The sequence below is a fragment of the Leptospira paudalimensis genome, from assembly GCF_026151345.1.
GTDB lineage: Bacteria > Spirochaetota > Leptospiria > Leptospirales > Leptospiraceae > Leptospira_A > Leptospira_A paudalimensis.
In genome coordinates this window covers 1,378,577-1,392,545 of record NZ_JAMQPR010000001.1, presented here as the reverse complement: position 1 = coordinate 1,392,545, position 13,969 = coordinate 1,378,577, and the positions used below count along the sequence as shown (strand labels likewise).

The following is a 13,969-nucleotide window of genomic DNA, read 5'->3' as shown; positions in this document are numbered from 1 at the left end:
TCCTTATTTTTTAGGAAGGAAATTCCCTATAATCAGGAAAGGTATCGCTGGTAAAAAAAATCTAAAATCTCCAAAGAAAAAACAATAGAAAACTAAAAAGTATATTGGAACAAAAAATAAGGGAATCCTTCTGATTCCAAAATATACTACTTTCATCAAAAAGACTAAAATCAAAAGTACATTCAAAAAGAATGCAACTTCTGAAAGTAACAGTAGTTGATTCTCTCTCTTATAGGTTACAACACCTGTAAAGATCAAGTTATTCGCCATTGTTGCCTTCGTATAATCGTCAGCACTCGCATTCAGTGAATAAAGATTTATTTTTTCATTCAGTTGATAACAACTCTCCAAAATATTATTATTTTTAATCTTTGTTTTTATTGCTTGAAACTCGTCAATGGTGAGATAACGAGGAAGTTGGCTATAAACATTCGTCCCAATCCCAACTGACCAAATCCATGGTGATGGCATACCAAATAATAAGTATGATATCTTTTTAGATACAAGTAAAGGAATGTCCTGGTAATATGTGGTCCAAAATTGAAAAACATTCTTTTTTAAATCATCTGTAGGAAACTTCGATATATTTCTTAATCCTTCTTCATCATAATGACCAGTTGCATACTGATTATTTCCGATAAATAAATTAGTTGGTCCGTTATTGGAAACAAGTCCTAATTTTCCAGTTTGTTGGTAATTAAATCCCATCCAAGGCAAATGAAATATCAAAATAATCGTGTAAGAAATAACTAAAAAATACCTACGTTGGTTCGAAGGAAAATGGATGAAACAAAAGACAACTGGAATTAATATTGCAATTGGTTTTACAAAAATGGATATCGCCAGACCAATAGCGGAGAGTTTAATCTTATTTAATATGAGTAAATAAAAACTGAGTAACAATAAAAAAATAAATACAGTTTCACTCCAAAAGAGGGAATTAAAGAATATAAATTCAGGATAAAAAACAAGGAGAAATACCGCCAATATTCTTTTAACACTATTTTGAATGTAGTGATTAACAATTTTATATCCAATTACAACTGACAAAGAAGAAAATATAACATTCAATAGTTTGAAATAGAATAATTTCGAAATTCCCAATTTCATGAAAAGCGCTAGAATTGCGGAATACCCAACTGGCCAATAAAAATCCACTTTCCCGTCATTAGCTAATGAATATGCATTCGAATAATATGCGTAACCATCCAAAGTAGGATATGAATCAATATTTAATACCCAAATCAATCGAACCAGAAAAGAGATGAAAAAAATGAATAACTCAATCCGGATTTGAATTAGATAACTGGGTAATAACTTAAACTTATCGAAAATAAAATTCAATTATCTTGCACCAAATCCTGTTAATATCGTTTTGATTGTTTTGAAAGTAATCAATAGATCTAACCAAAATGAAAAGTTTTTAATGTAATAAAAATCGTATTCAAGTTTTACATTCATACCATCAACTTCAGCAGCATAACCTTGTTCTACTTGTGCCCAACCACTAATCCCAGGTCTAACAACATGGCGATATGCAAAAAAAGGAACATCCTTCTCATACCACTGGGATAATTCAAAAGATTCAGGTCTTGGACCAATGAACGACATTTGACCAATCAAAATATTAAACAATTGAGGCAGTTCATCAATGCGAAACTTACGGATAATTTTTCCAATGCGTGTAATTCTTGGATCATCACTTGGATTTGTAAATCGACCACCTTCCTTATTTGTATACATACTTCTAAATTTTAACATGGGAAATACTTTTCCACGAAAACCCATTCTCGGTTGTATAAATAAGGCAGGACCTTTTGATTCTAATTTAATTAGGATTGCGATGATGATAAAGAACGGTAAAAAAATTGGAATGAGGAATAAAGCGGAAAGGAAATCAATCCAACGTTTAATTGATTCATAAATTTCTGATGGTAAAAGTGAGCCAAAAACATTTTCAGAAAGGTGTTTGATCTTTACTCTTCCCGTAACAAACTCTCTAATTTTTTTCTCTGAATAAACTGGAATTCTGGCCAGTGTACACTCAGCTAAAAACTTTTCCCATTCAGGCGTTAACATAGGACTATCAAAATCGGCAACGATTGCATTGTATCGTTGTCCTTCTAAATCAGGAGACTTCAATATTGAAAATAGTGCACCATGTGATTTTACTAAATCATTACTAGATGACGATGGCAAAATTGCGTACCGTATTAATCGATACCGTCTCCCTAGAAAAAATCCTGCAAAACACCAAAGTAAAGTCACTATAAAACTAATTACAAATATCTGTAAGGAATAAGAAGCACGGAAAAACAATATGAATAAAATGGGAATCGCAAAACAGATAATGGTGACTGGAAATATAAACGATACTGATTCTGATGCTGGTAAACGGAACAGTTTCCTTAAACTAAAAGTTGCGATTAGAAATGAAATGATACTTGCTGATAATGATGTGATTAAATTGGGATCGTTAGCTTTCCAAAATTGAATACCCCAAATAGGAATGGCGGAAGAAATGATGAGGACAATTCCACCAGATATAAACTGAAATAGATAACTAAGGAGAATTCGCTCAAACCATCTTGAATGTCTTCGTGTTAAAGGAGTGTTTTGCGCCATATTGGTAGTTAATTCAATGCTTTGATTATTGATTCCGCAGATTTTGAAGTGGAAAAGTATTCTTCCATTAACCTCAATGAATTCTTCGACATTTGTTCTCGGATTTTAGCATCCAAAAATAATTTCGCGTTTTGGATTAATGCATCCGAATTACCTGCAATTGAAATTTTTCCAGAACCACTTCCTTCGATCACTTCTATGATATCATTTCCAGAATTAACTGCACCTAAAATTGGTAAAGCCAATTGGCAATAGGATAAAATTTTACCTGGGAAATTGTGAGTTGAGTGGTGTGGACTTAGCGAAAATAATCCAACATCAACTTCAGAGAGAATACTCATATATTCATCTTGAGAGACACTCTCTAAATATAGTGTATTTTTTAAATTGCGATTTTGGATTGTTTCTTTTACAAGATTTACCTCATCCCCACTCCCTATAAAAATAAAAAAAACATCTTTCTCAGCTAACATTTGTTCCGCTAATGTAAGCAAATTTTTCATATCCTGGGCATGACCAATATTCCCCCCATAAAAGAATAAAAGTTTAGACTGAAGATTGTATTTAGTTCTAAACTTCTTTACCGTATTCTTTTTTGAATCTACATACATAATGGAAGGTGTAACCCAATTGTATAATAGTTCGGATTTTAAATTAAGCTTTTGGTATTTTTCCTGGAACCAAGCTAAATTTTTAGGAGATTGAATTCCAATTGTATCGAAGGCAAGATAATTCATTTTTTCATGCCATCGTAAAAATTTTGTCACGAGTGAATTTTCTTTAATGATACCACTATCGATCACCCATTGTGGAAAAAAATCCCTCAAAACTAAATAGGATTTTGTTTTAAATTGAAAGCGAAAGAAATATACAAGTGGATACCAGAAAATCGAAGGTGAATAGGTGATCACATACTTATACTTTCGGGAATAAAAATGCCTGAAAAAAGCATACAATGCTCGGTATGGCATTAACAATTCATTCACCAACCTGACAACTTTTGAAGCTTCTTTGATTTCTCCTGAATCGAATGTGAATACATTAATTTGATCGATTACTAGTTTTTCCTTTTTAAGGATGGATTTTTTACCTTTTCGAATGATTGGTGTAATGACATCGATGGTAAAGCCGCGAGCATGTAACTCAATTGCTAATTCATGCATCATTTTAGATGCAACCTTTGTACTATTAGGCAAATAATCATCGATCAAAATTGCTAAATTCTGATTTGCCTGATTTTCCATTTAGGTATTTTTTTTCCAAACCACTCGATTTACATATCCAGTATAACTCTGTACCAATTGCACAATTTTCATCGATACATTATCTACTAAATAATCATCCACTGTCCCTTTGTCTGTTGTAATAGATGTATTTGCCATGATAGAAATTTTTATAGAATCAAGTACATCAGAAGATTTTAGTCCAGACAGAATCAAAACACCTGCATCCATACCTTCCGGCCGTTCATGCGTATTCCTGATTGTAATGGCAGGAAATTTTAGAATTGCAGATTCCTCGGTGATGGTACCAGAATCAGAAATAACACATTTTGAGTTTTGTTGTAGGTAAATATAATCTAGGAATCCAAAGGGTTTTAGAAATTTAATTTTCTGATTCGATTCAATTCCCAATGTTTCCAAACGTTTTTTTGTTCTAGGATGGGTTGATACGATAACAGGAAGGTCATAATGATTTGCAATCCCTTCCAAAGACTTTAACATCTCTTTTAAGTTTTGCTCACTGTCTACATTTTCTTCACGATGGATACTGACTAAAAAATAATTTTGAGGTTTGAGATTCAATTCATTCAAAATATTAGATTTTTGAATTTTGTGATGATAATAATCTAAAACCTCCTTCATATGGGAACCAGATTTGAAAATCGTCTCGGGTTTAATCCCTTCACTGATGAGATACCTTCTTGCATGTTCGGTTAAAACAATATTGATATCACTTAAGTGGTCGACGACCTTACGATTTAGTTCCTCCGGAACTCTCTCATCAAAACATCGATTTCCAGCTTCCATATGGAAAACAGGTATTTTTCTTCTTTTTGCAGAAATGACCGCCAAACAAGTGTTTGTGTCTCCGTAGATAAGTAATGCATCAGGTTTTTCTTTCTCAAATACTTCATCAATTTTGACTAAGATTGATGCGATTGTTTTTGCAACTGTATCCTCTGCTACGTTCAGAAAATAATCTGGTTTCCTAATTTCAAGATCATCAAAAAACACTTGGTTTAATTCATAATCATAATTTTGACCAGAGTGAACAAGAATATGTTCAAAGCACTTATCCATTGCCGAGATCACCCGAGACATTTTAATTAACTCAGGGCGTGTACCGATTAAAGTTAAAACTTTAAGCATTCAACTCATCCTGGATATAATCCAATTTTAATAAAAGTTCTTTGATCTCTTTAATTTCCAATCGGTTGGTATTATGAGAAGTATAATCATCTAGTTCTGAAACTTTCTCTTCTCCTTCCACAAAATATTTCTTATAATTTAGATCTCGATTATCAGCAGGGATACGGTAATAACGTCCCATATCAATTGCCTTCGCCATTTCTTCCCTGGAAACCAAAGACTCATAAAGTTTTTCACCATGACGAGTTCCAATCACTCTTATCGTATTTTGTTTTTTGAAGAGTTCTTTTAATGCCTCTGCTAAATCCCCGACAGTTGATGCCGGAGCTTTTTGTATGAATATATCACCTTGGTTTGCATGTTCAAAAGCATGTAAAACCAAATCAACAGAATCCTCTAAGGACATTAAAAATCGAGTCATATTCGGATCCGTAATTGTTAATGACTCACCCTTCTTTAATTGTTCAACAAAGAGTGGAATGACAGATCCTCTAGATGCCATTACGTTCCCATAACGTGTAGCACAAAAAACTGTTCCACCGTCTGGTACTTGTCTTGATTTTGCTACCATCACTTTTTCAGCCATGGCTTTTGAAATTCCCATCGCATTGATCGGATATACTGCCTTATCTGTACTTAAAACAACAACACGTTTTACATTACGAGCAATAGCAGCATTTAAAACATTTTCCGTCCCAATGACATTTGTTTTTAATGCCTCCATTGGATAAAATTCGCATGATGGTACTTGTTTTAAAGCAGCAGCATGGAATACATAATCCACTCCTACTAAAGCGGAAGATATACTTTCATAATCCCTTACATCACCAATGTAAAATTTCAACTTATCGTTATTGAGAGAAATTCGCATATCCTCTTGTTTTTTTTCGTCTCGGCTAAAAACTCGAATTTCCTTTACTGATGTATTCAAAAAACGTTTTAAAACTGTGTTACCAAATGAGCCAGTTCCGCCCGTGATGAGTAAAATTTTATCTTTAAACATTGATTAATTCCTTAAATAACGGTTCTTATATTCATATAAACTTTTTATTAACTCTTTCCAATTTGGTGGAATGTATCCTGTTTCACTCTTAAACTTATCTGAGTTGAGTGAACGATTTATTTTCACATCATCTGATGGAGTGATCTCGATATCCTTGGAGTAAATTTCCTTCACTAGTGAAAGTAAATTGTATTTTGCGATTGGATCAACTGATACATGATACAATCCTTTTAACTTAAGGTTGGGAATCACATATTCCCCAATCACTTTTGCTAATTCATTCGTTGGCAAACCAGAAAAAATCGCGTGTTGGTATCCTTTAACAGATGTATTTGAATTCAAAAACCAATCAAGCAAAGACCGATTGGAATTGATTTCATGTCCAATGATGGATGTACGAATTGTCACTACATGTCCTTGGTCCCTAATTTCACCAAGTGCTTTTGAAACTCCGTATAAATCGACTGCGTTTGTTACATCTGATTCTAAATAATTTCCATCCTCACCATTAAATACACAATCTGTGCTAATTAGTATCAGCCGAGCTCCAACCAAAAAACATAAATTCGAAAGTTTATGAGGTAATAAGGAATTAATCGGAATCACCACTAACGGCTCTTTTGCGGATGATTTTTGTTTGATGACTCCTACACAATTGATGACAACTGTTGGCTTTATTTCTCCAAACAAAGAAACCAAGTCGTCATGATTTTGAACGTCAATATTCGTTATAATCTTCTCTAATTCGGAATCATTGAAAAAATTTTTATAATTTGTCGATCTGACAGTGCCAAAAACTTCGTAATCTAATTCTTTTAGAATCTTAAACAAGGCACTTCCCAACATACCGGATACACCAAGTATCAAAATCCTTTCTTTTTCCCTTACTTGTAACATATATTCCTAATCAAACTTCCGAAGTGTAGAAATTGTTTTTTCCAGTCCTTTAGCTAAATCAAATTGAGGAACCCAATCTAATTCCTTCTTAGCCAAACTGATGTCAGCGATAACATCCATAATTTCATTTTTACGTACAACCTGTGACGAAATCACAGGTAAACTAGTATTACAAATGTTTTGAATTTGGTCTATGATCTCGGAAACAGAAAATGAAGTTCCAGATCCTATATTGTACAATTGAAACTGATTCACTTTCTTGATACTCAATAAAATTGCATTCAATACATCTTCAATATAAACATAATCACGTTTTGGCTCCAAATCCAAAACTTCAATTTTGTCATTTTTCAAACATTGATTCACTATAGTAGGTATTAAAAAACTAGATCTTTGGCCTGGTCCATAAACATTGAATAACCTTAAAATAGTGATATCCTGATCATAATACTGTGAGTGAAATCGACAGACTTCCTCGGATAAAACTTTTGACAACGCATAGGGATTATTGGGAACAAGGGGATGGGATTCACTTATTGGTAGAATTTCAGGTTTTCCATAAAGGTATGCGCTCACAAATATGACTTTCGAATCGTGTTCTTTTGCATACTCGAGCATTCTACTTGTGCCAATTACATTGGATTCTAAAAATTCAGAACTCTCTTTCCAACTATCGGGAACAAAATTTCTGGCAGCTAGATGGACAATATAATTAGCTTTTTCTAACGATTTCCAAATCTCTTTTTGGGTGATATCTCCTTTTTCCCTTGGAAATTCTAAAATCTCATATCCATTTGATTTTAAAAAATCGACAAGTGCTTTTCCAATAAAACCAGTCGATCCCGTAATCAGAATTTTATTCATGTAAAAAATTCTGTTTTAAAACTTCAAATTCATCAATTGCCCTTTCGTAATCATCTGGTCTTCCAATATCTAACCAATACCCTTTATGAGGAATAACAGATACATTCTCTTTTACTTCCAATAGTTTTAACATCAAATTATCAAAACCAAACACAGTTTGATCTGGCACATAAGACAATGCTTTTCGGCTCAATAAATAAACACCCATGCTTACTTGGAAAACTTGTCGTGGTTTTTCGCGAAAACCAATTAATAGATTTTTCTCATTGGTATCCAAAACACCAAAGTCAATGAGTTGTTCTCGATGCATCGAAGAAATAGTAAAGATGGAACCTGAAGAAATATGGCTTTCGAAAAAATTTGAGTAATTGATATCTGTAAGAACATCTCCATTCATAACTAAAAAATTTTCGGGAAGATCATGAATCAATTTCAAAGGACCCATCGTACCGAGAGGTTGATCTTCTAATGAATAATCAATTTTCACATTCCACTTTTTCCCATCTTGGAAAAAAGCTTCTATCAAATGAGCTTGGTGATTTACTGCAATCGTAATGTGGTTAAATCCAAAATACGCCAGTTGTCGCACAATGACTTCCAAAATGGGATATTCTCCAATTGGCATCAACGGCTTTGGTAAGACTGTTGTATAAGGACGGAGTCTAGTACCTTTTCCACCCGCTAAAATCACTGCGCGTTTAGACATTGTAAATGTCCGCCTTATAACTTTTTAAGTTGTTTTCATCTTTAAACCAATTGATTGTTTTTTCCAATCCTGATTTAAATCCTTGTAGTCCTTTATATTCTGGTTCCCAATTTAAAATCTCTTTTGCTTTTTGATTGGATGCCCACAATCGTTCTACTTCACTCTTTTCTGGCCTAAATCTGGCTTCATCACCTTCGATTTCCACTTCGACACCGATTATATCTGCAATTGATTTTGCTGTATCACCCATAGAAATTTCAAAACCATTCCCAATATTAAATACTTCACCAAAACCCACTTTGGATTCCAGTGCTTTTATAAATCCTCTTACTGTATCACCGACATAATTAAAATCACGAGTTGGATGCAAAGAACCTAACTTAATCTTTTTTTTGCCTGCAAGTAGTTGAGTGATGATCGTTGGAATGATGGCACGAGCAGATTGTCTAGGACCATATGTATTAAATGGCCTTACGACAATCACTGGTTGTTTGAAGGATGCAAAAAATGAATACGCTAATTGATCAGCACCAATTTTCGAAGCGGAGTAAGGCGATTGGCCTTTCACGGGATGTTCCTCTGTTATGGGAACAAATTGTGCCGTGCCATATACTTCACTTGTGGAAGTATGGATGATTTTTTGAATCTCTAAATCGCGGGCTGCTTGTAATACATTCAAGGTACCTTTTATATTCGTATCAATGTAGGTATCTGGGGAATGATAAGAGAAAGGAATTCCGATGAGTGCTGCTAAATGCAAAACTCCATCCATACCTTTCATTGCCGTACGAACTCCGTTAGGATCACGTACATCACCAGCAAAAACTTCAAATTTTCCCGCAACTTCCTTATCACAGTGGTCCAACCAACCCCATGAATTAAATGAATTATAATACACAAACGCTTTTACTTCATAACCATTTCTCACCAAAGTTTCTGTTAAATGAGAACCGATAAAACCATCTGCACCAGTAACTAATATCTTTTTCATTTTAATACCATATTAAAAATTCTAATCTACACCCAAAACGTTCTTTATTTTTTTTATGTATATTTCTTCTTTATATACATTTTTAGCATTTGTTAAATTATACTTCGCGATCTGTTTCAGTTTTTCAAAATTCTGAGTTTCTTGAATAAAAAGTAAATTTTCTACAATTGAATCAATGGACCCAGGTATCATCTCAAAACCATTCATATTATTTTCAAAAACATCCAATATACCACTTTGACCAGTTGTTAATACAACACATCCAGCTGCATAACCTTCCAAAATAGAAACAGGTTGGCCTTCAAAAAACATAGTTGGCAATATAAAGACATGAGCTGATTGAAATAATTCTCTTTTTTGGTCATCACTCACAACACCATGGTATTCAATTTCTTTTGCGCCTTTTATGGATTGATGAAAAGAATCAGCCTCTTCTTTAGAATCAAATCTACCTGCAAAATTGAGCTTGAACTTAAGTTTTTTCTCTTTCTTTAATTTTTGAAATGCTTCCAACAGTAATAGATAACCTTTTTGTGGAATCATATTGCTTAGGAAAAGAATGTTTATTTTTTCAGGTAAATTCTTAAATTTTCGCTCAAAATCTGAATCAGAAATAAACATATAACTAGGAGCAAAATTAGGGATTATATGAATTTTTTCAGACTGTACATACCCCTCAAAAATCTCTAAATGTGATTTTCCTGAAATGATCACTCCCCCCATTTTTTTGATAAAAAATCGGTTGATAGCAAATAACAAAGAAAAACGATCAAATAATAATTTTTTAATACTTCCGCCATGTAAATGGATGTAAAACTTGGGTAACAAAGAATAACAAATTAAATAGAGTAACAAATCCTTCAAATTTCCGGCTAAAGATTCCGAAATTGTTAGATACACCACTCTTGAGTTATTTTTCTTTTTCCAAGTTTCTACAAAAACGCGAAAAATTTCACTTAAACGATTCCACGAAATCTTTCCATCCTTTAGCCCTTGTTTTTTCAAATCAACAATTGCCATTGAATTTTGAGATTTTAACCCATCGTATAACACCTGGCATACTAACGAATGACCGTTTATTGGTGGTGGTAATGGGGCTATAAAAAGAATTTTCATTTAGGTTCTATTGTTTTTTACCTTGATACACATCAACTTTTCCGATTCCCTTCGGAAAAAGAAAACGTATAAAATTTCTTAACTTACTATCAAAATAAGAATACATTCTCCTTATCTTCTGATTCGGCCGTCCATTAAAACTCGTAACATTAAAATAAGGATCCCCTATTGGCGAATCCGCAGAGAAATAATAGTTCGATACACAAACCCTTTGTTTTTCGACGACGACTGGACTTACGGAATGCCAGGACCAAGGATTTGTTTCCATAATCACCAAACGATTAAACTTACTAACGATGGTTACATTTTTTTTAACTTTTTTATCCCAGAGTTCAAGGTTTCCACCATATTCTAATTTCCAATCTGGAGTAACATAGTATAACAAATTGAGTGTTCGATAATACATTCTTGTCTGTTCGTGGGAATTATCGATATGTGGATTTAAAAAATTATCTTTTTCCATCAAACTCAATCCACCCGCATATAAAGTAGAATCGGGAATCTGATTTTTAATTCCTGTGATTTCTTCTACTATCGAAATCACTTTTGGATCTTGGATCGCAAATGTAATATCTGCTAATATTGGATTAAATTGATCAAAGTTTTTTGAAGTATATTTTTCTTCCCTAAAACTAGACATCTTTCGCATCTCTTCTTTTTTAGGGAATGATTCGAATATTTCATAAGCAGATTTTTCTGGAAGGAGTTGGTCTAAATAACAATATCTAACTCCTACTTCTAAACTTGATTCCTTAAATTGTTTCTTAAGTGTTTCCTTGTTTTTCTCCAAGGAACTTACAATGGTCTTTGCTAAATCTTTTAAATTTTCATTCATATATAACCTATTGTTCGCTAAACTTTTGATAAAGGCTCGTTTTCAATTCTCGATTCGGATAGTTGATTAGAACAGCTTTTAGTTTCCCTTTGTAGATAAATAAACTTCCTGCAGCTACCCCAATAACACCAAACTTTGATATGACTGCTTTAATATCATCTAAACTCCCTGCACCTCCGAGAGCCGTAATTGGAACCGATAACTTCTTTTTAACATTATCAATCAAATCCAAATCGTAACCTGTCATCATGCCATCTAAATCAATGGAGTTTATCAGAATTTCACCTGCTCCCAGGGACGTTGCCATTTCAATCACTTCATCTAAATATTTTCCAGTTTTGGTTCGACCATTATGAATACAGAACTCATACTTTTTGGTAAATGTAGTTTTTTTTACATCTAAACATACTACTACACTTTGGCTTCCCAAGTAATTGACCATCTCGGTAATTTTTTTTGGGTTTTCAATTAAGAGAGAACTCACAATTACCTTTTCAACACCGAATCCTAAAATCTTATTTGCTTGTTCTAATGATTTAATACCACCGCCGACACTCAGAGGCATTCGACATTCATTTGCAATTCTTTCAATCAAACGATAATCTGGATCTTTTCCAAGTCGACTCGCATCAATATCAATTAATACCAATTCGTCTGCTTCTTTTTCGTTAAAAATTTTAACCGCATTAATAGGATCACCTATATAACGAGGTAGATCAAATTTAGTTGTTTTAACTAAACCACCATCTTGTAAGAGTAATGTAGGTATGATTCTTGGTTTTAACATAGATTATAAAGTAGCAAAGTTTTTAAGTAGCTGAATGCCATTATGATGGCTTTTTTCAGGATGGAATTGGGTCCCGTAGATATTCTCATGATTTACTGCACTACAAAATTCAAATCCATAATCAGTTGCCGCAATGACATTCGTTTGGTTTTCACATTCAAAATAATAAGAGTGTAAAAAATAAAAATGTGGATTGGTATCGAGATTCTTTAGTAAATTACAGTCCTGTTTTCTGATCAATACTTCATTCCAGCCAATCTGAGGAATCATTGGTTTTGTCTCTAGACTTGAGAAATTAAACTTTTTAACTTTTCCCTTGATCCAACCTAGTCCTTTTTTTTGACCTTCCTCACTTGAATCGGCCAATATTTGCATACCGACACAAACACCTAATATCGGGCGTTTTTCAATTAATGCAAAACTAGAGAGCTCTTCCATTACCTTTGCATGTTCCAATTTTTCCATTACACTATCAAAGGAACCAACACCAGGTAAAATCAGCTTATCTACATTTAATATTTCTTCTCCACTTTCAATCACCTTAAAATCAAATCCCAGACTTTTTAATATATTTGAAAAAGCTTTTATATTACCAACTCCGTAATTTAAAATGCCTATCATTTATTGAATCACCCTCTTTTCGATTCCTAATTTTTGAAGTATCTTTGTTGCAAAAGCGATAATGTCACTTGCTGATTTATAATCACGGTAGGATTTATTTTCTGAAGATTCGTAACCTCTTAACTCCTCTACCGAAATATCTAGTTTGGATGCTATGTATTCAAAATCTTTTTTTGCCGTTTCATCATCAAATGGAGGTTTTGCAATTTCTTTTAAAGCATCTTCTCTGCTTTTTTGACCTGTTAAAATCAAACTGGAATAATGTGCCTTACGTTTATCATAACCAAACTTCTTAGGCAACCAATACCCTTCATAAAACTTTGTGAATCTGGATTCATAATGTTTGTGACTATACCTTTGCCATTTAAATTTTGTTTCTAATTCTTGGATTGCACCTTCTTTGGTATAAGGAATATAGTTCAATGGTTGGACAACTTTAAGTCCTTTAAAAAATCGATAATATAGTTTGTATTTAAAAATTCCTGCCAATGGGAATGTTTTTAACTTCCTAGTTCCAAACTTTTTATGGATATCTTTTAACTGTCTTAGGTCCGATGCATGGTAATGCCAATCCAAGGGCTCACGTATACACTCTGTCGAATAATTTCCACCGTTTAGAATGTACTGAAAACCATGTTTTGCGCAGTAGTTATACAGTGAGGCAAAAAATACATGGTCTTGCGGAGTATCCAAATGAGGAACACCTGCTTTAAAAAATGAAAGTTGTAAATCCTTCATTTCTTCCCAATTGACAACTTCAGTAATTAAGTCTAACTTTAGACCATCCACAATTCTCTCGATATTATTGACTGCTTCTTGTGAATTCCAACCGGCATCAACATGAAACAAAAGTGGTCTTAATCCAAATTTTTCTTTAGCAAGGTATGCTAAATAAGAACTATCAACTCCTCCGCTGATACCGAGGATACAATCGTAATCCTTTCCTTTACCAGCTTTTTTAATATCCTCAATCATCTTGTTTAATAATTGAGAATTGTTTAATTTTTTATCCCATTCTGGTTTGATATTCTTATAAAAATTCAAACAATGATTACAAACTCCGTTCGAATCAAACGTGATATTAGGATCAGTTGTATCCATTGCACAATTCGTGCATACTTGATAGTTTTGTTGTGTTTTCAAACGCAACTC

At 33.3% G+C, this 13,969-nt stretch carries 14 protein-coding genes; all 14 read right to left on the bottom strand.

The window, feature by feature from the left end; translation table 11 throughout:
* Positions 1-3: 3 nt before the first annotated feature.
* The 14 genes from ND855_RS06425 to ND855_RS06360 are packed head-to-tail and all read right to left on the bottom strand — an operon-like array spanning position 4 to position 13,918.
* The gene (locus ND855_RS06425) at positions 4-1,344 is read right to left on the bottom strand and encodes a hypothetical protein (protein ID WP_265357680.1); all 1,341 of its coding nucleotides are present in this window, start codon (positions 1,342-1,344) and stop codon (positions 4-6) included.
* On the bottom strand, positions 1,345-2,625 hold the full coding sequence (locus tag ND855_RS06420) for a sugar transferase (RefSeq protein WP_265357679.1): 1,281 nt from the start codon (positions 2,623-2,625) through the stop codon (positions 1,345-1,347). It lies immediately after the preceding gene.
* Between the two features lie 8 nt (positions 2,626-2,633).
* The gene (locus ND855_RS06415) at positions 2,634-3,869 is read right to left on the bottom strand and encodes a glycosyltransferase family 4 protein (RefSeq protein WP_265357678.1); all 1,236 of its coding nucleotides are present in this window, start codon (positions 3,867-3,869) and stop codon (positions 2,634-2,636) included.
* The gene (wecB, locus tag ND855_RS06410) at positions 3,870-4,997 is read right to left on the bottom strand and encodes a non-hydrolyzing UDP-N-acetylglucosamine 2-epimerase (protein WP_265357677.1); all 1,128 of its coding nucleotides are present in this window, start codon (positions 4,995-4,997) and stop codon (positions 3,870-3,872) included.
* Positions 4,990-6,000: a polysaccharide biosynthesis protein gene (locus ND855_RS06405; RefSeq protein WP_265357676.1), complete on the bottom strand. Its 1,011-nt coding sequence runs from the start codon at positions 5,998-6,000 to the stop codon at positions 4,990-4,992. The genes wecB and ND855_RS06405 overlap by 8 nt, the downstream gene beginning before the upstream one ends.
* A gap of 3 nt (positions 6,001-6,003) precedes the next feature.
* Entirely contained in the window at positions 6,004-6,897 is an 894-nt protein-coding gene (locus tag ND855_RS06400) for a dTDP-4-dehydrorhamnose reductase family protein (RefSeq protein ID WP_265357675.1), read from the bottom strand.
* A 6-nt stretch (positions 6,898-6,903) separates the two neighbouring features.
* Positions 6,904-7,761, bottom strand: a complete 858-nt coding sequence (locus tag ND855_RS06395) for an NAD-dependent epimerase/dehydratase family protein (RefSeq protein ID WP_265357674.1) — start codon at positions 7,759-7,761, stop codon at positions 6,904-6,906.
* A complete protein-coding gene (locus ND855_RS06390) occupies positions 7,754-8,467 on the bottom strand; it encodes a sugar phosphate nucleotidyltransferase (protein ID WP_265357673.1) in 714 nt (237 codons plus the stop codon). Before ND855_RS06390 ends, ND855_RS06395 begins: the two co-directional genes overlap by 8 nt.
* A complete protein-coding gene (locus tag ND855_RS06385; protein ID WP_265357672.1) occupies positions 8,460-9,458 on the bottom strand; it encodes an NAD-dependent 4,6-dehydratase LegB in 999 nt (332 codons plus the stop codon). The genes ND855_RS06390 and ND855_RS06385 overlap by 8 nt, the downstream gene beginning before the upstream one ends.
* Positions 9,459-9,479: 21 nt before the next feature.
* On the bottom strand, positions 9,480-10,574 hold the full coding sequence (locus ND855_RS06380) for a glycosyltransferase family 4 protein (protein WP_265357671.1): 1,095 nt from the start codon (positions 10,572-10,574) through the stop codon (positions 9,480-9,482).
* A 7-nt stretch (positions 10,575-10,581) separates the two neighbouring features.
* On the bottom strand, positions 10,582-11,409 hold the full coding sequence (locus tag ND855_RS06375) for a 2OG-Fe(II) oxygenase (RefSeq protein WP_265357670.1): 828 nt from the start codon (positions 11,407-11,409) through the stop codon (positions 10,582-10,584).
* 7 nt (positions 11,410-11,416) lie between these two features.
* The gene (locus tag ND855_RS06370) at positions 11,417-12,196 is read right to left on the bottom strand and encodes an AglZ/HisF2 family acetamidino modification protein (RefSeq protein ID WP_265357669.1); all 780 of its coding nucleotides are present in this window, start codon (positions 12,194-12,196) and stop codon (positions 11,417-11,419) included.
* A gap of 3 nt (positions 12,197-12,199) precedes the next feature.
* Positions 12,200-12,817, bottom strand: coding sequence for an imidazole glycerol phosphate synthase subunit HisH (hisH, locus tag ND855_RS06365; protein WP_265357668.1), 618 nt, complete (start codon positions 12,815-12,817; stop codon positions 12,200-12,202).
* Positions 12,818-13,918 carry an N-acetyl sugar amidotransferase gene (locus ND855_RS06360; RefSeq protein WP_265357667.1) on the bottom strand — a complete coding sequence of 367 codons (1,101 nt, stop codon included), beginning with the start codon at positions 13,916-13,918 and terminating at the stop codon, positions 12,818-12,820.
* Positions 13,919-13,969 lie beyond the last annotated feature (51 nt).